Below are 22,973 nucleotides of genomic sequence, written 5' to 3'. Positions count from 1 at the left end.
TGTCTTAGTTCTCATTTATAGCAACTCTGATAGTAAATCAGTGACAGTCTCTAGCCCGCCACCTGCTAATAGAAATAGCAAGCCTGCCATGTTAATGACAACGGTCAAATAATAGGTGACGCGAAACTCAGGCTTTTGTGATTTGTGACGTAGATACGTTTGAGCCAATAGCGCCCCTACCCAACCACCAAGCGCGCTCAGCACGTGCAAGGTTGACTCGGGCGTACGCCAGTCGCCACTTTGCGCGGCCGCCTTATCTTTGGCATACATGCCATAAGTAATAACCCCTAGCACGACGTACCAGCCGACCACCAGCCAGCTCAGCTTATCTGTCGCTGCTAATAAGGCTAAGACACCATAAAAGGCAATGCCAAGGAACGAGCGTTTCTTCTGTCCTGCTTCAAACTCTGCTTGATGGTTACGCTTCTGATTGCGCTGACGGATCTGCTGGTTTTTTTGCGCCATTTTTTGCTGTACAAATCCAAGCTCTTGTACTTGCTTGGCCTGCCTGCGCCCTTGATCGTCTTGTCCAATACTAAAAACGACTTGCTCGCCAACATCAGGACGGCGCTGCGCTCTAAACTCACTCACATGAAAGAAAACAGACTCACCTGTCTCAGTTTCAATGAAGCCAAAACCTTTGTCATCCTGCCATTTTTTGACAGTGCCTTGTTGTTTATTCACCACCGACACCTCATATCTTTTAGAATTGCCAATTATAGTACACCATATGCGTTACATTATTGACGCTTACATCTGGCCTTAGATGGCTTATTATTTCTTACACTATAATACTGTAATTACTGCAACTAAAGAGACTGCAACCCAACGCAGCATTTTCTATTCATTTATTCTAGCAACAGATGGCTTTTTATTATGACTCAATCTCAATTTATTAACCCAAACGAAGACACTCGTATCGCTCATGGTAGCCTTGTGAAGTTGCACTTTGAAGTTTCACTAGAGAACGGTACCATCATCGACTCAACCTTTAATCGTGACGCACCTGTGTCTTTGACCATTGGTGATGAGAGCTTGTTACCTGGTTTTGAGCAAGTACTGATGAATCTACGCGCCGGTGACACTCGTACCGCACACCTTGAGCCAGAGCAAGCATTTGGTGAGTGGAATCCTGAAAACATCCAACACTTTAGCCGTACTCAGTTTGCGCTAGTCGCTGACAATCCAGAAATTGGCATGATGGTTGAGTTCGAAGATAAAGGCAAAAATACGCTGCCCGGTACGATCAGTGCCATCGATGATGATCAAGTCGAAGTCGACTTTAATCATCCGCTTGCTGGACAAGACGTGTTGTTCAAAGTAAAAATATTTAAAGTCACACCGCCCGGTGTCACTGGTATCAAATTGATGTAGTCACTTAAAGACTATCAAAAACTCGTTAGACATTAACTAAGATAAAAACTAGCGACGATAAAAATTAATATCGATAAAAACAATCAAAAGGGAGACTTATATGCAGTATCAAACGTTACCGCAACTCGATGAAAAAGTATCTAAAATCTGTCTAGGCACGATGACATGGGGACAGCAAAATACTGAGTCCGAAGCACATGAGCAAATGGACATGGCACTCAGTGAAGGTGTGAACTTTTGGGATACCGCCGAGATGTACCCGTCACCACCAGACAAAGACAAACAAGGCGATACCGAACGCTTTATGGGTACTTGGTTTAACAAGACCAAACAGCGTGACAAAGTCATTCTTGCTAGCAAAATATCACCGATGGGGTTTTTGCGTGACGGGCAAACGCGCTTTAACGCCGAGCACATCAGCAGCGCTATCGATGGTAATTTGGAACGTCTACAGACAGACTATATCGATATCTATCAGCTACATTGGCCTGAACGCCAAGCAAATTTCTTTGGTCAGCGCGGCTATGATGAAGAGATGTCAGCACAGTCATTAGATAATTTAACCCCATTTTTAGAGACTATCCAAGCCTTAAATGATGAAATCAAAAAAGGCCGTATTCGTGCTTATGGTTTATCAAATGATACGGCATGGGGACTGATGCGCTATCTATGGGAAGCGGACAAAAACGGCCTAATTCCACCACTTACCGTGCAAAACCCATATAGCTTATTGAACCGTCTGTACGAGGTTGGTATGGCTGAGATAGCCCATCGTGAAAACGTTGGTCTACTTGCGTATTCTCCGCTTGGTTTTGGTGTATTGTCTGGCAAATACCTTGATGGTAAACGTCCTACTGGTGCACGTCTGACCATGTATGATCGTTTCGGTCGTTATGTAAATGAGCAGGCCAAATCAGCCACTGAACAATATGCCAAGATAGCTGCTGATGCAGGTTTGGACATGGCGCAGATGTCATTGGCTTTTGTAAACTCTCGTCACTTTGTCACCAGTAACATTATTGGGGCAACAACGACCGAGCAACTCAAATCAAACATAGACAGTGTCAATGTGGAGCTAACAGCAGATGTATTAGAAGCGATTGAAGCGGTGCATACACAGCAGCCTAATCCATCGCCATAGTTGGTCTTTTACAGAGAGTAAAGCTTAATAGAGCCTGCTGAATAAATGAAAGTATGCGTGCTCTATTAAATCTCTTATAAAAAAGGGCGCAAATCGTTTCGATTTGCGCCCTTTTGCTGACTGGCTAAGATTAGCTACACTAGCTCAACTCTAACTAATTCAACTGTAAATAATCAGTCTTCAACTGGTGCGCTAAGTACTCTTGAGTGCAGCTCAGCCAACCCTTCATTCATGCGTGCTTGCAATAAATTGGTCAGCTCGCTTTTGTTACGACCCTCTGGATCTATAGGCGCGAGTGGCAATACATAAGCGGTCACGTTTTTGCTATCGAGCACTTTTTTCATACTTTCTTTCATCGTCAGCTTACCATAGTATGGCAATGCGTCGCTTAGTGTGCCGTCTTTATTGACATAAGCGATGATGATCGGTCTGATAGGCACATCAGCGTCAATGGCTGCTTGCAGCAATGTTCCATGAATGCGCTTTATTTTTTTACCACTAGTGGTCGTCGCCTCAGGGAAGAAAATAATCGAAAAACCTTTGGCTAAAAAGTCAGCAATCTGTGCCGATACTGAGCTTGCATCACCGGATCCACGCTCGATGAAAAGCGTCCCTGCGGCATGGGCAAGTTTGCCAAATACAGGCCATTCACCGATTTCAGCCTTGGATAAAAAGAACGCTGGGCTCACAGTACCAACGACAGGGATATCCATCCATGACACGTGATTCGATACCCATAAGCCATGAAACTGCTCTACAGGTTCCACTTCTACCACTTTTACCCCAAAAGAGCCTGCCATCTTGCGGCAGAATGTCTGGATATAGCGCGGTAGGGTCTCGCGTGGTGGCTGCTTAAATGCACCGATACGCTTCGCCGCGCGTATGCCGCCGACCATGGTCGTGGTCATACCAGCAACCTGACGGCCTCGGCTCAACTGTCGTCTGAGTGAAAAGCTTGATTTAGCTTGGCTCATCTTCGCCCTCATGATTAAATAACGGGTGTTTAATAGTCAAAAAACGAGCCCAGTATAACAAAGTTCGCACACTCAGTGATAGCTTGTTCACTCAGTGAGTGCCGACTTTTATACAAACGGGTAATAAAGCAGATTTATAAAAAATTATCCGCAGCAAACGCTGTAACATAAAACCATCGCTAATTATGCTAATACGCTTTAATATCAAGTGATAAGACCATATATAGATAATCATATGAACGCTGCGTCAAAGCTTCTTGAGCTGGTTATAGCGAGACATTTACTTTATTAAATAGGTGATACTCTTTGGATTATTTTGAAAGACATGAAGGTGGCGAACGCGCCATTTTAGTACATTTAGACATCCGCCAAATTCAAGATCCTGATGATCTTAGTGAATTTGAGCTGTTGGCTGATTCAGCAGGTGCCGATCGATTGGCGCTAGTCACTGGATCACGCTCGCGCCCTGACGCCAAATACTTCGTTGGTAGCGGAAAAGCAGAAGAAATCGCAGAGTTGGTACGCGAACACGAAGCAGACATCGTACTGTTCAACCACAGCCTGTCGCCATCACAAGAGCGTAATATCGAAGCGCTAGTGAAGTGCCGCGTGTTAGACCGTACTGGTTTGATTTTGGATATTTTTGCGCAGCGCGCTCGTACTTACGAAGGTAAGCTGCAAGTAGAGCTGGCTCAGCTTAACCATCTATCAACGCGTCTGGTACGTGGTTGGACGCATTTGGAACGTCAAAAAGGTGGTATTGGTCTGCGTGGACCTGGTGAAACCCAGCTTGAGACCGATCGCCGTCTACTACAGACTCGCGTCAATCAGCTAAAGAGCAAACTAGAAAAAGTCCGTCAGACCCGTGCGCAAGGGCGTGCCCGTCGCCAAAAATCTGATGTGCCAACCATCTCACTGGTCGGCTACACCAATGCGGGCAAATCTACTTTGTTCAATCGTTTGGTCGATGAAAATATCTACGCTGCTGACAAACTATTTGCGACGCTAGATCCTACTCTACGCCGTTTAGACTGGCAGGGAGTTGGTCGTGTCGTCTTGGTCGATACGGTTGGTTTTGTTCGTCATCTGCCGCATGAGCTGGTTGAGTCTTTTCATGCAACCCTAGAAGAAACGCTAGAAGCAGACTTGTTATTGCACGTTATCGACTCCTCTAGCGAAGACATGCATGAGCAGATTCAGGCAGTCAAAGAAGTATTGGCAGAAATCGATAACGATGTACCTGTGCTCAATGTCTACAACAAGATTGATTTGACTGATGAGCCTGCACATATCGGCTATGCTAGCGAAGGTCAGCCAAACCGCGTCTATGTTTCTTCTAGACAGAATCTAGGCATGGAAGAGCTAACGCTTGCCGTACAGCAACTGCTGACAGGTAAACTGACGACGTTTGATTTGACCTTGCCGTATGATGCTGGACAGTTCAAAAACACTCTATATGAATTGGGTGTTATTGAAGAAGAAAGCTACGACGATACAGGTCGTGAATGTCTGACGATTCGTTTGCCAAGTGACCGCTTAAGACAGCTACTGGGTCAAGCCAACTTAAAACCTATCGATGTGTTGCCGCTGGCACAAGCAACATTGCTGATGCCAGTACTCGAAGAGTTTGAAAAAGTTAATGACGTTGAAGAGCCAACCATGACAGAGGCTGAAGAAAAGGCGTTTGACGAGTTTGATGCATTACATTCAGAAACAGCTGATTCAGAAAAATAATCGTTTCTGTAAAATAAGAGCTATTGTTAAAGTGAGTCATTTGCGGCAGTAGTTGAATGAGTATTTGATTCATACTGTTAGCCCACAGACCCTTATATAGTAAGCTAAAATAGAATAGACGATATCCATTGATATCGTCTATTTTTTTTGGATATGATGAGTCACAGTGCATAGGCTTTATTAGTTGCCCCACTCTCTATATAATCGCCTGTTATACATTCAACAAATATTGATAGATAGCGTTAATATTTTAAAAGTGAATCATTGCTACTATCAGTATTTATAGCATCATTTTCTACGTTGTGTTCTTGGTGCGATCATGTGCTTTGTTTTATACACCATCCATTTATATCTGACTTGGCCAGAATTGCTTATGAAGCCTGCTCACTCTCCCCATCTCCCACTATGGCTTGCGTTAATTCTAACGTTGACCATGGTTATCGTAGTCCGAGAAACGGCGGTTGTTCTCTGTCAAATGGCAGGCATCGAAAAAGCGGCCAATATTGCCGGTTTGGTTGCGATGTTTGTTATTTTGATGGCGTGGCGATTGCTTAAGGGATTACCGAGCTGGCTCACACAGGCCAGTAATACTTTACTAGTCGATAGTGGTTTTGCCTTCTTACCAGTTTCTGCTGGCGCAGGTTTGTTGCTATTTGCTCTAGGAGATGAGTTATTGGGTGTGATGATAACGATGATCGTTAGTACGCTCATCCCATTGTGGGGACTGGCATTACTGGCCAATCGTTGGCTCAATCACGCTGCAAACACTGATAGTACGACTACCACTGAGCAAAAGGGACAGCCGTGAGCTGCGGAGAGATATTATGACTTTTGACAGCGTATTTATGGCAACCCTAGCCGCAATATTATTGACATTAGCAGCACATGTAATTGCACGTGTATTGGCACGTAAACTATCATGGCTACCGATGGTCATTACCGCACTTGTTCTAGTACTTGTTTTCCTATTTGTACTGCAGTGGGATTACAACAACTATTACAGCGCGGCAAAACCTGTATTTGACCATCTGTTGGGATATGTCACAGTACTTCTGGCTGTGCCATTGGCGGCGATGAATTTTAAAGGCTTACCAGTCAAAAAACTCACTCTAATTGTCGCTATTGCTAGTGTCGTTGGGGCATTATTGCCTATGTCACTGGCCTATTTATTTTCGCTCAGTCATGAGACCCTATTGGCTTTCGCTACCCGTTCTGTGACTACGCCGATTGGCTTGAGTGTCGCAGATTTAATCAAAGCACCATTGGCAATGGCTAACCTAATTATCATCGTCTCAGGTCTGATAGGTGGTACGGTCGCGCGATTTTTGTTCCGCGGTATCAATGATGACCGTGCTAAAGGTCTAGCACTGGGGTTAGCAGCTCACGCGTTTGGTACAGTAGAAGCTTGGCAAATCAGTCACACAGCTGGACGTTATGCAGCATTTGGCTTGGCAGTGAACGGGTTGGTTACTGCGGTTTGGGTGCCTATCTTCATCAGTGCTATCGGTATCTAGTCATCACTAAAAGTCTATCTACACTATTCTTATATTTTTAAAAACCTAACCATTAATAGGCTTATCTACTGTTAATTTTAGGGGCTGTCCTAGATAAGTAAAATTATTTAGGATAGCACTATGAGAAAGAGTAAACTAAGTTGGTATAAACAAAGCAGACTAATCGAGTTATTTGTTGCCGGTTCTACCGCGAGAACAGCAGCAAGCCTAATTGGTATTAATAAAACGACAGCCAGTTATTACTTTCATAGGCTAAGACTGCTTATTTACGAGAATAGTCAAGACCCTGGTCTATTTGAAGGCGAAATCGAAGTAGACGAATCATACTTTGGTGGAACTCGTAAAGGCAAGCGAGGGCGAGGTGCTGGTAGCAAAGTGCCCGTGTTTGGTCTATTAAAGCGTAATGGCAAGGTCTACGCTTGTATTATACCCAATGCTAAAGCAGATACTTTGATCCCCATCATAAGAGAAAAAGTGAAGCCTGATAGCATTGTTTATACTGACTCATTTAAAAGCTATAACGCATTAGATGTCAGTGAGTTTACTCATTATCGTATCAACCACTCCAAAACCTTTGTTAATGACAAGAATCACATTAATGGTATAGAGAACTTTTGGAACCAAGCTAAACGGCATCTACGTAAGTTTAACGGAGTTCCAAAAGAACATTTTCACCTCTATTTAAAGGAATGTGAGAGGCGTTTTAATCACAGTGACCCAAAGTCGCAATTACTACAATTAAAACAATGGGTTAAACAGGGTTTGAACTAGTTATCTAGGACAGCCCCTAATTTTAAATTAAAAATCACCTCGACTATTCAAATGTCATTATTATTTCTTAAAAAATTGAGACACTTTATTTATCTGAATTCATAAACGAAAAAACCGACTACAAATGGCTCATTAAGTAACCTAAAAAAGTTAGCATATTGATTTATCTAAGGTTATTTAATAAAAGAAATCTGATCTTACAACTTAGTTTGTCAATCTGATGCGCCAAAAAGTTATTATATGTTATAGTAAGCAACTATTATTTTTTGTATCTATTGCAAGTGGTTCCTTATTGAAAGTGATAATTGCTCAGCTGCTGTCCTCACAGTGGGCTAAATAATTCTGCAAAATCAGTAACCGCTTAAGCGCCTAAATCAATGCATATATAGGCAAAATAATTTGCTGTTATTCGATAAAAAGTGATTTTACTATGATAAATACGGCTACTTTGATGACTCGCTGCTTATCTCCCCTTTTACTAAGTGCTATTGCTCTTTCGACCTTTTCTGTCGCTGCCAATGCAGGCAACATGTATATCTACAAAGACAAAGGTGGACAAGTACTGTTGACCAACGTCAATCCTAGTGGAAATTTTGATAAGTTTACGAAAAAAGTAAAAGTCACTTATTATAAAGACTCTAAGATGTATGACGGAAGTAGCGATAGCTATGGTAGCAGCGCCGCTAGCAACAGCGGAAGTCGCAACTCTTACGACAGCTACATTCGTGCGTCTGCTGAGCGCAACGGTGTGGACCCTGCCCTAATGAAAGCAATGATGCACACTGAATCAGCTTTTAATCCAAACGCACGCTCACCAGTAGGCGCACAAGGCCTGATGCAGCTGATGCCAGCAACTGCGCGCCGCTTCAATGTGAGCAACCCTTGGAACCCTGCAGATAATATCGAAGGATCAGCCAAATATATCGCGTGGCTTATGCGCCGTTTCAATAATAATGTCGAACATGCTGTCGCAGGCTACAATGCGGGTGAAGGCAATGTCGATAAATACGGTGGCATCCCTCCATTCAAAGAAACACGTAACTATGTTCAAAGAGTGATGAGCCGTTATCATAGCTTGTATAAGAACGATGCAGGACTGTTTGGTGCAAGTATCAGTGCTAACAATCAAACCAGTAGCACCAGTACAAGTAATGGCTTACAAAATGTCAGTTATGGTACCAGCAGCAATGTGAATAGTGCCAGCTATGCCAACTCAGCCTATGCTGCTTTACGCTAAGCCAGTTATCTAAAAGTCAGACATAAAAAAGCCCATTAACGAATTAATGGGCTTTTTTATGTCTGGATGCTTTATATCTTGATGCATTAAGAATAATAAAGCCAAACTGTGAGCCACAATTAAGGACTCACAGCCTAGTCCAATACTATTTGGTACTTACTTGTTAGCAGCCTGAGTTGCAGCAACTTCAGCAGCGAAGTCTTCTTGCTTCTTCTCAATGCCTTCACCAACTTCTAGACGTTTGAAGCCAAGTACTTTTACGCCTTCAGCTTTTAGGACTTCACCAACTTTTTTGTCGTTGTCCATAACGTATGGCTGACGTAGTAAAGTTACTTCGTCTAGGTACTTACGTAGGCCACCTTCAATCATTTTTTCAACGATGTTGTCAGGCTTGCCAGACTCACGAGCTTTCGCTTCGATGATGTCTTTTTCGCGTGCCAATACGTCAGCAGCAACATCTTCGTCATCTACAGCAACAGGGTTGAATGCAGCGATATGCATAGCAAGGTTTTTGCCAGTGTCAGCGTCGCCACCTTCAAAAGATACAACTACACCGATACGTAGACCATGACGGTATGCAGCGATGTTAGTACCTTCAAGTGTTTCAACACGGCGAATCTGGATGTTTTCACCGATTTTCTGTACTAGAGATACACGTGCTTCTTCAACAGTCTGACCTTCGCCATAAGACAATTCAGAGATAGCAGCAACGTCAGTTACGTTGTTTTCTAATGCAAGGTTAGCAACTTTTTCTGCAAATGCAGTGAAGCTGTCATCTTTTGCAACGAAGTCAGTCTGGCAGTTAACTTCTAACAAGAATGCTTTGTTTTCGCCTTGAGCGATGATTATAGCGCCGTCAGCTGCGATGTTACCCGCTTTTTTAGCTGCTTTAGCTTGACCAGATTTACGTAGGTTATCAATGGCAACTTCAACATCACCGTTTGATTCTTCTAACGCTTTTTTACATTCCATCATGCCAAGACCAGTACGGTCACGCAATTCTTTTACCATTTTGGCAGATACTTTTACTTCTGTCATAAGAGTCACCTTAGTATAGTTATGTATAGGAGTGCTGTATTTCTATTCGTTATCTTGGTATTACTTAAAATCTAGCAGACAGCTCGTTTTGAACGATTACTAATATAGCCATAAATGATGTCAAACAAATAACATCTGTACAGTACAGCGATATGGCTAGTAAGAACGATAATACTCGCCCAATAGCTACTCGCCTATACGCATGGCGTTATTAATAAGGCTTTATTCAATAACAAGGCATGACGAGTAAAACTACATCATGCCTATTATGAGCTTATACGCTGTTCAAAACATTATATGGATGCTAATAAATACACTATCAAGACATCCTTACAAAGTTAAACTTTTTAAGTCAGCTACTTATTCTGCTGGAGTTGCAGCAGCTTCTTCTGCAGCTGGCGCTTCTTCAGTTGCAGCAGGTGCTTGCTCAGCTTTACCACCAGCTTGAGTCTGTGCGTATTCTTTACCAGCGATGATAGCATCAGCCATAGAAGTTACGTACAAAGTCACAGCACGGATAGCATCATCGTTAGCTGGAATGATGTAGTCAACGTTGTCTGGGCTAGAGTTAGTATCAACGATACCGATAACTGGGATACCCAAGTTCTTGGCTTCTTTAATAGCGATAGCTTCGTGATCTACGTCTACTACGAAGATAGCGTCAGGTAGGCCGCCCATGTCTTTGATACCACCTAGTGAACGCTCAAGTTTTTCCATATCACGAGTACGCTCTAGCGCTTCACGCTTAGTTAGCTTAGCGAAAGTACCGTCTTCTGCTTGCTTTTCTAGCTCTTTTAGACGGTTGATTGACTGGCGTAGAGTTTTCCAGTTAGTCAACATACCACCTAACCAGCGATGGTCAACGTATGGCATGCCAGCGCGAGCTGCTTGCTCACGTACGATACCGCTTGCAGCGCGCTTAGTACCAACAAACAATACTTTGTTCTTCTTAGCAGCTAGGCCGTTTACGTAAGTCAACGCTTCGTTGAACGCTTTTACGGTGTGCTCTAAGTTAATGATATGGATTTTGTTACGTGCGCCAAAGATGTATGGACCCATTTTTGGGTTCCAAAAACGTGTTTGGTGACCAAAGTGAGCGCCTGCTTGTAGTAAGTCGCGCATTTCGATTTTGGTTGGATTCTTTGTAGCCATGAGAATATATCCTATTGGTTGGGTTATGCCTCCACATCACAAAAACAGCCTATTTAGCGACACGCATCTGCTACCAGTTAGTTTTCATTAGTAATGCACTAACAGATCACAAATTAATCAAGTCGCCAAACACCCAGCAATTTTTTGCCATGATGTGTGTGTCATTGGTTGGTTTAAAAAATAAGCTATCGCTAGATTGAAGCAAATGCCCAAATCTAAACTATAAAAAATAGCTGCGCTGTATTTTATCACATAACGTCTTGGAATCTCCAGCAGTTTGTTTGTAGTGTATCAATAAGATAAAAACAAACTATGGCGATAACAAAACAGATAACAAAACAAAAAAAGCGACACATTTGCATCGCTTGTTTCATGATTGTCTTTTTAATAGCTATTTTTTAAGCAGGGTTACCGCCGTCGCTCTTTTACAGTTATCACTCTTTTATAGAGGATTGACTATAACTTATGCAATGCAAATACCAATGACCGCCTTGTAACCACGCCACGTAAATGGTGTGATATAGCTTTGACGGTCTTTAGGTAAATAAGACACGCTTGGTGCACTCTCTACAATGTGCGGCGGCGAGATAATAAACTCTGAACCAAACTCTGTCCGAGCATTACCTGAAATTGTATTGGCCATTTCACCCAACAAATCTTTCATCATTGTGATTGAAGAGTCAGGCTCGCCCATCACTTTGATGACTTCTCGCAACATCACGCTTGGTGCACTGACATAGACGCAACCCTCTAAAGGGCCTGATATCTTAATGACACCGCTATAATCAAAGCCAATCGCGCTTTTGTTGTTGTTCAAGTAAGGGGTATCAATTGACACTTCCGAGCCATCGATTTGCGCAAAAAACGCATTGATCGAGCTTAGAAATACACCCAGTTTTTCTACTTTAACCATAATATATTAATATCCATCTGTATTACGTGGCAGCATTAGTCTTGCAAACAAACCACAATCTCGCCTACTTGAGAATGCCAAGTGATGGGGATGATAAAAGAACGCTCATCGTTCGGCAACACAATACTTTGCGGCGCACCTTTGAACACAAATGGCACAGAGATATGAAACTCTGAGCCAAACTCTTTGCGTGCATTGCCTGCGATAGTGTTGGCCACTTCCCCAGCCAGATCTACATAGTTCTCTTCACTTTTATCGGTTTCGCCCATGCTGTCTAAGATTGAAGACAGCAAATCACGCGTCGCCGAAAAATACACTACGCCTTTTTGGCCACCAGATATACCAATCACGCCCGTATAATCATGGACTTTTGGCTGTTTGTTTTCTAGTAGGTAAGGGGTATCAGCAATTAACTCTTCTCCCCCAAACTGATCGAAATAATTACTAATAATACTTAAAAAAATCTGTAGCTTTTGCTCTTTCATAATGACATCTGCTTTGGTCGATGAATGGTATTAGTCTTGCATCAGCTCATACAAAGACTCTACAAGCTCCTCTTCTGAAAAAGGCTTGCACAAAAAGCCACTGGCACCTAGTGACAATGCTTCAATGCCGGTGGCTTTATCCGATAACGCTGATACCACCAAAATGCGTACTTCAGGATCAATCGCGATGATTTTTTCAATACATTCTAGCCCATCCATTTGTGGCATGGTTAGGTCCATGGTGATCACATCAGGACGATGGACATTGAACTTTTCGATGGCTTGAACACCGCTAGTCGCTGTCGCAACCAACATGAATTTTCCTGAATCGTATGCGCGCTGAATACGGTTTCTAATAATATTTGAATCATCAACAATCATTAACTTATGCATAACTTATCTACTACCTTTAATGAAGTGCTTGTCGTCCCTGACAATATAATTACTATTTTAATTAAGCTTTAGGTAAAGTAATGACAAACCGTGTCATCTGACCCAGCTCGCTATTTACGTTAAGCTTGCCATCATACTCTTTTACTTTTGCTTTGATGATATCAAGTCCGACACCGCGACCACCGTCTTCATCTGCGTGCTCTTTGGTAGAGAATCCAGAAGAGAACAGCTGTTTGAGTAAGTCGCCTTTGCTAAGCTGATTTGCCTCTTCCGTACCGAAACGACCTTCTTCAATCAGCTTATTACGGATGCTGTCATAGTTGATGCCTTGTCCGTCGTCTTGCACCACCAACATAAAGTTTGAACCGTTGTCCTGCACTTCCAAATCAATGGTTCCAATGTCAGTTTTGCCAGTAGTATGACGCACACTTGGCGACTCGATACCATGGACTACTGCATTACGCAGCAACTGGATACTGATTTCTTTGATTGGCTTTGCAAGATGCGCCGGAATGCTGGTTTGGGTCAGCGTCGTACTTTTTAGCTGTACTCGCTTGCCTTGTCTTGCAGCAATCTCTTTTGTAAACTCATTGTAAAAAGACAATAAATCGTCATCCGCTTCATTGTCTAAGTCGATATCTAGCCCACCATCAAATTCAGCATTGCCAGCTGTATGGTTTGCTACTGGATTTTGAGTAGCGACTGGTGCTTGTACGGTTGACGACTTAGCTACTGTCGGTGCTGAGCGGTTGATACGCTCACCCAATGTCGCAATCGTGTTCGATAAGCTAAGCAAGTCATCCAAATGTACTGCCAATGGTAAGAAGTCATTACCAGACAACTGACCTTGGTTTTGTAATGCATGTAACTTGTCTTCAGCATCAGAAGCAATCTTCGTAAAGCTGTGTAGTTTTAGTGCTGATGCTTCGCCTTTTAAGCTGTGCATTTCACGATAAATAGCTTTCAATTTACCTTCAAGCTCGTATTGTGAGCTACCAGGATTTTTCAAGATGTTATTCATCTTCTCGATATGCGCTTGGGTATTACCAATAAACTCATTAATAATCTTTGGATTTACATTCAAGATAGTCGTTAACATCTCAATTTGCATATCGTTTTGCGAACGCTCTTTTTCTAGGCGCTGTTCTAAGTAGACTGCATCTGATACATCATTCACGTTGACCAAGATACGAGCAATGTCTTTATTATCATAAACACGTGAGAATTTAAAATCCAAGAAGCGATTATCAAGACTCTTGTCGTCAGACAGGTTATGCAGCATGACTTTATTTAATGGGTTAAGTGAATCTACCAGTTTTTCTTTAACTCGAGGGTTATAGAGCTGTTCAATAAACTGCTGGGTGGTCTTGAGGTCTTTATCAGAGATACGGCCACGCAAGACATTGGTAAAGTTTTCCCCTGCCAAACTATCAGAGCCGATGATATTGTTCAGCGCGCGAGAATGCTGTTGACCAATATTCAAGTCTTTATCCAGTAGGAAAAGACCCGTATTTACCGTTTCCATAATCTCTTGCGTTTCTTGGCGAGCGGCAGATGCTTCAGCATCCGTCTCACGTAGACGACGTACAAAGAAGAATACGAAGATTAGGAAGTAGGTAAAGATAGCGGCAACACCAAGCACCTGAATAAGACGAATGGTAGTTGCTTGACGTTGTGCACTATCGAACACGTCTTTTGTCAAATTATCCAAAGAATCGTTAATAAACAAACTTGATGTTTTCGCCTGTTCAACGGCCTGCGTCAATTCATCAGCAGACGTTACCATGATATTATCAGCATCTTTTAGATATGTTTGAATCTTAGGCTCTAGCGCTTTCCATTGCTCATTGGCCGCAGCAATATTGGTTTGTGCTTGACTATCAATTTTTGGCAAGTCATAGCTATTACCTTCTGCATCTGTAATTGTACTGCCTTGCTCAATAGCAGCAATCGAGCTGGTGATTAGCGCAGTATTTTGTTCTAAACGGCTTAGCACTCGTTGTATGTGCGGAGAGTTAGTATCCTCACCATAACTACTGTCTAAATCGAAAAGATCTTTAATTACTGCCTGTGCACTGTTTGCCACTTGGTTAGTTTGGTCAATTAAAGCCGTGTTTCGTTCTAATAAATTTGAGGTATAAAACGTGAACGCTAGCAAAGCACCGATTAGAGATAAAAATAGTGCAATTGAAATAATCAGACCTTGATAGCGCTTATTGTCGACATTAGGTACGGTTGCCATCTTCAGAATTCCTTAGTTCAATTGCTTAGTATTGGTGTCAGAGTCGCTCTTTTCAGCAGGGTCAGCTTCACCCAACCAGCGCGCCTCAATTTCTTTAAATGTCCCTTTTTCTTTTAGTTTGGCAATACCTTCATTAACCGTTTTGATAAGCTGAGTATTTTCTTTTGCCATGAGCACCACTTGCTGGGCTGAAGGTGCATCTGCAGCTTCATAGGGTACAATTTTCACTTTATGCTCAGGATAGCCTTTGACGATATATTGCAAGACTGGCATATCGTACAAGAAGACATCCGTATTACCTTGAACCAAATCCTGATACGCCAAAAATGCTGTAGGTCTTGAAATTAGCTCAACTGAACTGCCCATCTCTTTTAGCGTGTCTTCTTCTTTAGATCCTTCTAACGTACCTGCTTTTAGACCTTTTATATCGTTTAAGCCTTTTATATCGAACTTACCTTCCAAATACATGATAGTAGCTGGGTTGAAAAAGTATGGTGTTGATAGACCATATCTCACTGCCCGATCGTCTTTGTAAGAAATACCAGAAATCGCTAGATCACGCTTTCCTGTTTCGACGCTATCGAACATGTCTTGCCAAGTTTCCTTATAAAACTCGACTTTGAACCCCTGCTCTTCACCAATAGCACGAATTGAATCAACATCAGTGCCTTGCATATTGCCATAGTCATCCTGGAATGAAAAAGGCGGCAAATCACCAGTCATGGCAACTTTCAATGTTGGCGCTGTATCAGGTAGCTTACTCACAAAGCTATCCGTGTTTTCCTTTACTGGTGTATTTGCACTTTCTTGAGTGGCAGAATTACCACAGCCAAATAGGCCAACACTCAACAAAATCGGTAACGCTCGATATAACTGCTTCATAATCTATCCTTGAAACCTAACGTTGTTTTACATTTTAATTAATTGACAATCTAGCAAGGTTAAGCAATGTCTATACATATTCACTTACAGAAAGTTACGCTAGATAGTACTTGCCTAATTTCGCGATTGCAATAATTATGTTTGGTCATTATTTAGAGTTAGTTATACATACAAAATACAGCATATAATTCAGAACAACTTATGTTTGCTAAAATCTAGTGACCGTTGCTACTTAACGTCTCTACAAGACTTGATCCTTAACTGAATAATTATTCAACACAAAAAAAAGCACTTATACGCTGTGAACGTATAAGTGCTTTTTTTTAAATACAGTTAACTTAAAATAGAGATGCTGTTACTCTGCGTCGTCCAAATTGAGATTACGATCAATCTTCCAAATCAGGAAAGAACCGAAACTCATTAGTGAGAACAGAGCAATACCGACCTTGAGGACTGGGTTGACTGGAAACAGGTTCAATAATAAACCGCCAAAGATACCGACTGAAAACATTAGCGAGCCTTGTAATGCACTTGCCATACCAGCACGGCGTTTCTGAAAAGCGAGCGCAATTGCAGAAGCATTAGGCTGAGTCAAACCCAGTCCTGCGATACAAAAGAAAATACAAGCTAGTACCAGTGGCAACCAAGCATCCGTCCCTAAAAGCAAGCCAGTCACGAATAGCACACCCGCAGAGATAACCTGCATCATCGCCCCAAATCGCAAAATACTTAGTATTCGAAAGCGATTGGTAAGCCATTGGTTCAGCTGAGTCAAACCGACAAAACCCGCCGCATTCATTCCGAACAACCAAGCAAAATGTGTCGCTGAGACGCCATAAGTATCCATAATTAACTCTGAAGCCGAGCTGATATAGACAAACATCGCTCCCATTAACAATCCACCACCAATTGCTGGGTAATTAAAAGTCGGATCTTTTAATAAATCCCAATATTGACTGAGCACTTCTCTTGCAGGGCGTACGTTACGGTTTTCTTCAGTCAAAGTTTCAAAAAAGAAAAACTTAGTAAGTAGCAAGTTTAGAGCGCCAAATGCAGCTAAGAACCAAAAGATAGAGTGCCAATCAAAAAACTGTAAGAATAGCGCGCCAAGCGATGGTGCCAATATGGGTGCTAAGCCCATTACTAAAATCATGATGGAAAAAGCTTTCGCCGTTTGTTTTGCAGTGAGGCGATCTCGAATTGCGGCACGAGTAACTACTGCACCGACGCACGCGCCCAACGCTTGTAAAGTACGGCCTGCAAACAGTACGTACTCATTATCAGTGGTCGCACAAAGGATAGAAGCGATAACGTATAACGTCATACCTATATATAAAGGTTTGACACGGCCAACACGATCACTAAAAGGTCCGTAAAATAGCTGCCCAAATACCAAACCTAAAAAGTATGCAGGGACAGAGTTGGCCATAAAGGCCGTTGAGACACCGAAATCATCGGCCATCGATGGCAATGCTGGCAGATACATATCAATCGATAATGGGCCCACCGCAACCATCAGCCCAAGCATCATAATCCATGCAACAGGCAAATCAGCAGAGCGCACTCGCTCAGAAGCGATAGGTTTGTTTGGAAGGGATGGTTTTGAAGCAGACATATTTAGACCGTTTTATTTTATATAGTGGCTATTATTTTTGATATTTTATTTTTCGACGTTTAATTGCTTGCACATGTTGTTAGGTAGGCTTTCGTCATTTTACTGGCTTATCCAGTAATCAAAATAGATACCTTTAACAACAATAGTGCATCTTTACCCATATCGGTGCAAGCAGACAATGCTATATCGTGCTATCTGCTTGCATTTCAATGGCTATAAGATAATGGCGAAACAACCGCTAACAATTAAAACTCGTCAAAATAATTTATCAAAATATGTCTAGTTTTCTTAGGTAGCAATTTCTTTTATCAGAATGAATCAAACGAAAATAACACTAGAAAATTTACTGATAGCAAAAATTTAGCGGAATTGGCGTTTGCCAAATAAGGTGCTGGCCTGCTTTGCTTTTCTGAGGGCAAGCTTACGATTACGACCAAGCATCATTTTAAGCTGCCATGCTTTTTCTTTATACAAAGTCTTAGCAGGTTGATCATACATCGCATTTATCACGCGTTTACTTGCTAGTACCGCATCAGGAGAGCGCTCTGCAAACTCTGCAGCAAGTTTTTGTGCTTGTTCAAGAGGCGCTTCACTACAATGACTAATCAAGCCTAACTCTTTGCCTTCATTAGCATCGATGATACGAGCGCTCATGGCGAGTTCTTTTAGAGTATCTTCTCGTAGAACCCCAAATGCTGATTGGGTCAGTCCCATATCTGGCACTAGGCCCCACTTAGCTTCCATAATAGATAACTGACAATCAGGGTGACTGACACGTATGTCACAAGCCAACGCCAACTGTAACCCAGCGCCGATACAGTATCCTTCCAACACCGCTATGACAGGTACTGGCAGATCACGCCATACCAAGCATACTCGTTGGAACGCACTTTGCCATGGTTTAATCAATTCCCAAAGCGCAAATGCTGTGTTTTTTGGATGATTTAAGTCTCCTAAATCAATACCTGCACAAAACGTCCCCTCTGCCCCATTTAGAATGACTGCGCGTATGGTTCTGTCCTTGCTAATACGACCTGCCAGCTTAATCAGCTCATTGATTACCTGAAAGCTCATGGCATTTTTTTTATGTGGACGATTTAAGGTAACCGTCAGTATGTTGTCTGTAATACTAACTTGTAAGGTCTCATACTGGTAACTTGCAATCGCGTTCATAACAATCCTTATTAATGAATAAAATAAATATGGTGCTGATATTCACAATATTAGCAGGCTTGTCTTTGTTCTACCGTAGTAATAACTGACTGCCACGATACTATAGTCAGTTTCATATACAGCAGATATAGATTGTCTAGTTGATAGCGACTAGCAAATTTAACGAAGTTACTTATCGATCTCTGAACCTGAATGATTCTGACCTTATTACCTCATCTTCAACTTATATCATTTTCCACGTCATATCATTTTCGCTCAAGCGATGATAATTAAGCTGCGGATAAGAAGATAAATCCACCTTTTGCAAGTTGTCTAGCGCCGTTAACAATGCCTCATAATATGGCTCAATCATTGCAAACTGTACAGGCGTCGTATGCTGTACATTCAGCAAGCACTTATCTTCCAAATCTTGGCTAGCCTGACGCAGTTGCGGTACACCCGTATATCGACTACCGCCCAATATACGATGGGCAATTTGTGCCAACATATTGCGGTCATGCGCTTCCCATGCCTGAATGAGTGCCTGTTTTTCATCATTGATAGTATCGATCATCATGATAATAAGCTTGGCCGCCAATTCAGGTTTGTTCGCTGAACGAGTGAGCGCATCTTGCCAATCTAAAATGTTTGAGGTATCACTTTTGCTTATATTGTTGTTACTAAGGTCATTATTGATTTGCTCGTGCAAAGTCGTATTATCATGAGCTGTTCTATCTTGAAAGCTTTGGTCTTGAGGGCCTTTATATTGAGAGCTGTCGATAGAATTTGTTGTTGATTGTAGTAGTGGCGATTGACCTTGTTTTTGTAGACGTAAGCTCTCATAGCGCGGCTGAATATCGCGCGCAGTATCTCGTCTATAGCCTTCACGAGGCTGGCTATCGCGCAAATAATCATCACGGATTTTTTTCAGAGATAGTGGACGGGTAATTTTCGGCTCGCTACTGACAGAAGTACTATTACGATCTACCCCGTTTCCTCTTATTATTGGATAAGTATCGGTTGAGTCATCTGAAGACATACCTGAACTGGCTTGAGACTCTTTATTATTTACCTTGTTAGAGAGTAAGTCGTTCGATAAATCATTGTCATTGATTGAGTAACCGCGCAGCGAGTCAATAGCAGTTAGCTCAGCCTCTGATGAGTCGGTACCCTTTACGTTAGCACCTTGTACATTAGCATCTTGTAAATTATCACTCTGCAAATCAGAATGCTGTAAGCCAAAGCTTTGCAAATCTGTATCGGGCAGCGCGGTCAATTGTGGTGCGGTACTCTTACGACCAAGCCATTTCTGTAACACTTGCAATAACTGAGGTTGGCTAATAGGTTTGCCGACATAGTCGTTGATACCGCTGGCTATAAGTTTGTCTCGTTCATCTGCTAACCCATGCGCGGTCAGAGCGATAATAGGGATACGACTATCCGCATTTTCGATATTTCGAATCTGCTTAGCTGCCTCATGTCCCGACATCCGCGGCATTTGAATATCCATAAATATCAAATCAATATTGTCTTTGTCTTGCGTAGCCGCTTTGTCGTCAGCGCTTATATCCTCATGATAGTACGCACTGTTTGTTTTCTTGTTTATCTCATCACGTGTTTCTGCTTTAGAAAGTTGCGTTTTATTCGATAGACTTTGCTTATCACTCTTAGCAGTTTTGATGTTTTTGGTTTGTTGTTTACTGATAATCTCGATAGCATCAAACCCACTGCTCGCCGTGACCACATGAATACCCAGCTCGCTCAATAGAGCATCAAGCACTAGTAAATTGGGCAAATGGTCATCAACTGCCAGCACAGTGACCCCTTTCCAGCGTGGTTCCTGCAGGCTTTGCGGCGTACTACGGCTTTGAGTATCGAGCATCGCATACAGCTGTCTTTTGTCTAATGGTTCATACAATATATTGGCATGATAGCGATTGAGTAGCGCTTGATCGGCCGCCACTTGGTAGCCAAATACAGCAAGCTTACCTTGATAATGCAGACGAATTTGCTTGAGGAGCGCCATCATATCGTCTTGGGTATCATCATCAACGATGACCCAATCCCAATAGTTACCGTGCTCTTTTAACGACTCCAGCACACCCGGCAACGAGTTGGCTTGAGTCAATTTAATCGGTAAATATTGTAAGCTAGCCTTGAGTACTTGTATCGAAGCAGTATGATTGATCCAAACCAGTACATTAAATTCATCGGTCTCGCTTGCCAGTGGCGCCAATACTGGTAATTCAATCGTCTGCCCTGTGGCTGCCTCTAGCACGTCAACATGGGCTGGCATGCGAAACCAAAACGTCGCACCTTGGTTGGCAATATTTTCTTGAGCATTATCATGAAATCCAATATCACCGCCCATCAAGCGCGTCAACTGTTTGGAGATGACCAGACCCAACCCTGTACCACCATACTGACGCGTGATTGATGGATCGCCTTGGCTAAAGCTTTGGAACAGCATTTTTTGATCTGCCAGAGAAATGCCTTTGCCGCTATCTTGCACGCTAATCATCAGATAATTATCACGGTGATCATCTAAGCTCACACGCACCACTACATCACCACTATCCGTGAACTTAATGGCATTACCAACGATATTGGTCAATACTTGCTTAAGACGTAACGCATCGCCGTTGATGCGCATCGGCACATCATTGTAAAACAATACTGCCATGCGTAAACCCTTCTCCGCAGAGACAGGAGATAGCATATCGACTACATCATAAATGGTGTCATAGAGATCGAATTCATGGCGATCCAGTACCAGCTTGCCTGCTTCAATTTTAGAAAAATCTAAGACATCATTTACCAAAGCGAGCAAATGTGCTGAGGACTTACGTATGGTCTGTACATACAAATCCTGCTCAGGATTCAGCTCGCCATGACGTGCCAACAAATTAATAAAGCCATCGATACTGTTCAATGGTGTACGAAGCTCATGACTGATATTGGCTAAAAATGCAGACTTGGCTTGGCTGGTTGAAATCGCTGCATCACGTGCATTTCGAATAGAGATGTTTTGCATCTCCATTTCATCAAATGCCAACCGTAAATCATCCTCAGTCTGCTCGGCATGGTCTTTGAGCTCTTGAAAGCTTCTATGCAAGCGGCGCAATGTTCTGACTAGATCTTGCTGCAATAGATTCAGTTCACCATCTGACTCAACGGGTACAGGTTGGTATAAATTATCGACATGGGTACGCTGCAACTGCAACCGCAGCTCATAAATGGGGGCAATCCAACGTTTCGAATAGATATTTAAGCTCAGTAGTAGAATCAAGATAGTAAACAAGCCGGTAATCACTAACGCCATCGCAATACGGTAGCGTGCAATGTAGAGCGGCTCATTATCCATATCGACGAGCAACCACAATGTCTGCCCTTCAAACTCTCCCAATACACTGCCATATGCTGTGCCTACAGGCGTTGGTCGTTGTGACAAAAAGCTAGTGGAATCACTAATCAATGGCCACTCTTCATTGAGGCCATAACCGACTGTTGCCAGTATTTGATTGCCTTCATTAATAATAGCAATGCGCTGTACATGCTGCTCGGACTGCATACGTCCAAGCTTATCTTGGATACCTTCTAGCGTCGTCATCGCCGCTTGCTGGGTCCTCTCAGCACTACTCCCTACTTGCTGGCGCTCTTGTTCTAGCAGCTCAGGAATCAATTCAGCTATGACTGGCGTATAGCGAATAAGTACCGCTTCGGCCAATACTTCTTGCTCCGAGTCACTTGCACGCATGGTTTCGTGAAATACCAAAATGCCGCCCACTGCTGCCAACACACAGATAGGCAAAAACACCAGTATGATCAGCTGACCGTAAGCACTACTGGTATCGAAACGTTTTTTATATGCCATGCTAGGTCTACTCTCTACTAGGTTCTTGCCATGAATTTTCGTAATAATGTCTCAAGATTATCTTAACAGGATTCTATAAGTTCTGGTTAAGCATTCCATGGGATGAACAACGTTATAATTAAAGTGCCAACCACTCTGTGTTAAATAGAATATGGCTTTAAGCTATCAACTCTACTTTTGCAACCCTCAACGTAACATTGACATTGACCTGATACAGTGACTATTAATCCTTGATGCGATAAGCGCAGCTGAAAACAAAATGATATAATAAAGCCACTTTTTATTCACCACAATATATCGCTCATAGTCATAACATATGAGAGCGCACTCTAATGCCTTTCGTTTTTAGCTCGCTTATCACTGCAAACCTATATACCAAGCGACTGTCTAAAATTATGATCAAACAATAAAAACAGCGCTTCTATCAAAAACAAGCCATTAAAAACATATTTAAAAAATATAAAAGGATACTTTATGTCCAC

The 22,973-nt window shown here is 42.4% G+C and carries 19 protein-coding genes; 7 read left to right on the top strand and 12 right to left on the bottom strand.

All coding sequences use genetic code 11. The features are described 5' to 3' along the window. Positions 1-15: 15 nt before the first annotated feature. Complete coding sequence (locus QL898_RS01660; RefSeq protein WP_290175560.1) at positions 16-684, bottom strand: DUF1294 domain-containing protein; 669 nt, start codon at positions 682-684, stop codon at positions 16-18. Between the two features lie 192 nt (positions 685-876). Here QL898_RS01660 and QL898_RS01655 point away from each other — a divergent pair, with 192 nt between their 5' ends. Further along, the gene (locus QL898_RS01655) at positions 877-1,374 is read left to right on the top strand and encodes a peptidylprolyl isomerase (protein ID WP_201607374.1); all 498 of its coding nucleotides are present in this window, start codon (positions 877-879) and stop codon (positions 1,372-1,374) included. Positions 1,375-1,474: 100 nt separating this feature from the next. Then, positions 1,475-2,515 carry an aldo/keto reductase gene (locus QL898_RS01650; protein ID WP_290175559.1) on the top strand — a complete coding sequence of 347 codons (1,041 nt, stop codon included), beginning with the start codon at positions 1,475-1,477 and terminating at the stop codon, positions 2,513-2,515. Positions 2,516-2,688: 173 nt separating this feature from the next. Here QL898_RS01650 and QL898_RS01645 read toward each other — a convergent pair whose 3' ends face one another. After that, the gene (locus QL898_RS01645; RefSeq protein WP_290175558.1) at positions 2,689-3,489 is read right to left on the bottom strand and encodes a lysophospholipid acyltransferase family protein; all 801 of its coding nucleotides are present in this window, start codon (positions 3,487-3,489) and stop codon (positions 2,689-2,691) included. A gap of 306 nt (positions 3,490-3,795) precedes the next feature. On the opposite strand from QL898_RS01645, the gene hflX reads away from it, so the two are divergent. The 5 genes from hflX to QL898_RS01620 all read left to right on the top strand — a co-directional run bounded on the left by hflX (position 3,796) and on the right by QL898_RS01620 (position 8,745). Further along, complete coding sequence (gene hflX, locus QL898_RS01640; RefSeq protein ID WP_201547936.1) at positions 3,796-5,223, top strand: ribosome rescue GTPase HflX; 1,428 nt, start codon at positions 3,796-3,798, stop codon at positions 5,221-5,223. Between the two features lie 373 nt (positions 5,224-5,596). Continuing rightward, entirely contained in the window at positions 5,597-6,031 is a 435-nt protein-coding gene (locus tag QL898_RS01635; protein WP_290175584.1) for a CidA/LrgA family protein, read from the top strand. A gap of 16 nt (positions 6,032-6,047) precedes the next feature. Beyond that, positions 6,048-6,737 (top strand): LrgB family protein, encoded by a 690-nt coding sequence (locus QL898_RS01630; protein ID WP_101204237.1) that lies wholly within the window; start codon positions 6,048-6,050, stop codon positions 6,735-6,737. A gap of 120 nt (positions 6,738-6,857) precedes the next feature. Further along, positions 6,858-7,508, top strand: coding sequence for an IS1595 family transposase (locus QL898_RS01625; protein WP_290175557.1), 651 nt, complete (start codon positions 6,858-6,860; stop codon positions 7,506-7,508). Between the two features lie 430 nt (positions 7,509-7,938). Continuing rightward, the gene (locus QL898_RS01620) at positions 7,939-8,745 is read left to right on the top strand and encodes a lytic transglycosylase domain-containing protein (protein ID WP_201571512.1); all 807 of its coding nucleotides are present in this window, start codon (positions 7,939-7,941) and stop codon (positions 8,743-8,745) included. Positions 8,746-8,901: 156 nt separating this feature from the next. On the opposite strand, the gene tsf is transcribed toward QL898_RS01620, so the two are convergent. The 10 genes from tsf to QL898_RS01570 all read right to left on the bottom strand — a co-directional run bounded on the left by tsf (position 8,902) and on the right by QL898_RS01570 (position 22,491). Next, positions 8,902-9,783 carry a translation elongation factor Ts gene (tsf, locus tag QL898_RS01615; protein WP_290175556.1) on the bottom strand — a complete coding sequence of 294 codons (882 nt, stop codon included), beginning with the start codon at positions 9,781-9,783 and terminating at the stop codon, positions 8,902-8,904. 360 nt (positions 9,784-10,143) lie between these two features. Continuing rightward, positions 10,144-10,935, bottom strand: a complete 792-nt coding sequence (gene rpsB, locus QL898_RS01610) for a 30S ribosomal protein S2 (protein WP_057758431.1) — start codon at positions 10,933-10,935, stop codon at positions 10,144-10,146. A gap of 463 nt (positions 10,936-11,398) precedes the next feature. Beyond that, positions 11,399-11,848, bottom strand: a complete 450-nt coding sequence (locus QL898_RS01605; protein ID WP_057758429.1) for a chemotaxis protein CheX — start codon at positions 11,846-11,848, stop codon at positions 11,399-11,401. A 35-nt stretch (positions 11,849-11,883) separates the two neighbouring features. Continuing rightward, positions 11,884-12,333, bottom strand: a complete 450-nt coding sequence (locus QL898_RS01600; RefSeq protein ID WP_057758427.1) for a chemotaxis protein CheX — start codon at positions 12,331-12,333, stop codon at positions 11,884-11,886. A gap of 30 nt (positions 12,334-12,363) precedes the next feature. After that, entirely contained in the window at positions 12,364-12,726 is a 363-nt protein-coding gene (locus QL898_RS01595; protein WP_057758425.1) for a response regulator, read from the bottom strand. Positions 12,727-12,787: 61 nt separating this feature from the next. Further along, positions 12,788-14,968, bottom strand: coding sequence for an ATP-binding protein (locus QL898_RS01590; protein WP_290175555.1), 2,181 nt, complete (start codon positions 14,966-14,968; stop codon positions 12,788-12,790). Between the two features lie 12 nt (positions 14,969-14,980). Further along, positions 14,981-15,850, bottom strand: a complete 870-nt coding sequence (locus QL898_RS01585) for a transporter substrate-binding domain-containing protein (protein WP_290175554.1) — start codon at positions 15,848-15,850, stop codon at positions 14,981-14,983. A gap of 355 nt (positions 15,851-16,205) precedes the next feature. Then, complete coding sequence (locus QL898_RS01580; protein ID WP_101204230.1) at positions 16,206-17,465, bottom strand: multidrug effflux MFS transporter; 1,260 nt, start codon at positions 17,463-17,465, stop codon at positions 16,206-16,208. Positions 17,466-17,825: 360 nt separating this feature from the next. Beyond that, positions 17,826-18,638 carry a crotonase/enoyl-CoA hydratase family protein gene (locus QL898_RS01575; protein ID WP_134292623.1) on the bottom strand — a complete coding sequence of 271 codons (813 nt, stop codon included), beginning with the start codon at positions 18,636-18,638 and terminating at the stop codon, positions 17,826-17,828. Between the two features lie 223 nt (positions 18,639-18,861). Then, the gene (locus QL898_RS01570) at positions 18,862-22,491 is read right to left on the bottom strand and encodes an ATP-binding protein (protein WP_290175553.1); all 3,630 of its coding nucleotides are present in this window, start codon (positions 22,489-22,491) and stop codon (positions 18,862-18,864) included. Positions 22,492-22,973 lie beyond the last annotated feature (482 nt).

The sequence above is a fragment of the Psychrobacter sp. APC 3279 genome (assembly GCF_030407795.1).
GTDB lineage: Bacteria > Pseudomonadota > Gammaproteobacteria > Pseudomonadales > Moraxellaceae > Psychrobacter.
The sequence above is the reverse complement of the archived record's forward strand: the minus strand, read 5'-3'. Positions and strand labels throughout refer to the sequence as shown.

What these genes read in the sequence shown, in the direction of transcription:
- QL898_RS01575 (WP_134292623.1), bottom strand. Translation starts at nt 18,638, where the DNA reads ATGAACGCGATTGCAAGTTACCAGTATGAGACCTTACAAGTTAGTATT.
- QL898_RS01600 (WP_057758427.1), bottom strand. Translation starts at nt 12,333, where the DNA reads ATGAAAGAGCAAAAGCTACAGATTTTTTTAAGTATTATTAGTAATTAT.
- QL898_RS01635 (WP_290175584.1), top strand. Translation starts at nt 5,597, where the DNA reads ATGAAGCCTGCTCACTCTCCCCATCTCCCACTATGGCTTGCGTTAATT.
- QL898_RS01625 (WP_290175557.1), top strand. Translation starts at nt 6,858, where the DNA reads ATGAGAAAGAGTAAACTAAGTTGGTATAAACAAAGCAGACTAATCGAG.
- QL898_RS01590 (WP_290175555.1), bottom strand. Translation starts at nt 14,968, where the DNA reads ATGGCAACCGTACCTAATGTCGACAATAAGCGCTATCAAGGTCTGATT.
- QL898_RS01570 (WP_290175553.1), bottom strand. Translation starts at nt 22,491, where the DNA reads ATGGCATATAAAAAACGTTTCGATACCAGTAGTGCTTACGGTCAGCTG.
- QL898_RS01620 (WP_201571512.1), top strand. Translation starts at nt 7,939, where the DNA reads ATGATAAATACGGCTACTTTGATGACTCGCTGCTTATCTCCCCTTTTA.
- QL898_RS01655 (WP_201607374.1), top strand. Translation starts at nt 877, where the DNA reads ATGACTCAATCTCAATTTATTAACCCAAACGAAGACACTCGTATCGCT.
- QL898_RS01645 (WP_290175558.1), bottom strand. Translation starts at nt 3,489, where the DNA reads ATGAGCCAAGCTAAATCAAGCTTTTCACTCAGACGACAGTTGAGCCGA.
- QL898_RS01605 (WP_057758429.1), bottom strand. Translation starts at nt 11,848, where the DNA reads ATGGTTAAAGTAGAAAAACTGGGTGTATTTCTAAGCTCGATCAATGCG.
- QL898_RS01650 (WP_290175559.1), top strand. Translation starts at nt 1,475, where the DNA reads ATGCAGTATCAAACGTTACCGCAACTCGATGAAAAAGTATCTAAAATC.
- QL898_RS01630 (WP_101204237.1), top strand. Translation starts at nt 6,048, where the DNA reads ATGACTTTTGACAGCGTATTTATGGCAACCCTAGCCGCAATATTATTG.
- QL898_RS01580 (WP_101204230.1), bottom strand. Translation starts at nt 17,465, where the DNA reads ATGTCTGCTTCAAAACCATCCCTTCCAAACAAACCTATCGCTTCTGAG.
- rpsB (WP_057758431.1), bottom strand. Translation starts at nt 10,935, where the DNA reads ATGGCTACAAAGAATCCAACCAAAATCGAAATGCGCGACTTACTACAA.
- QL898_RS01585 (WP_290175554.1), bottom strand. Translation starts at nt 15,850, where the DNA reads ATGAAGCAGTTATATCGAGCGTTACCGATTTTGTTGAGTGTTGGCCTA.
- QL898_RS01595 (WP_057758425.1), bottom strand. Translation starts at nt 12,726, where the DNA reads ATGCATAAGTTAATGATTGTTGATGATTCAAATATTATTAGAAACCGT.
- tsf (WP_290175556.1), bottom strand. Translation starts at nt 9,783, where the DNA reads ATGACAGAAGTAAAAGTATCTGCCAAAATGGTAAAAGAATTGCGTGAC.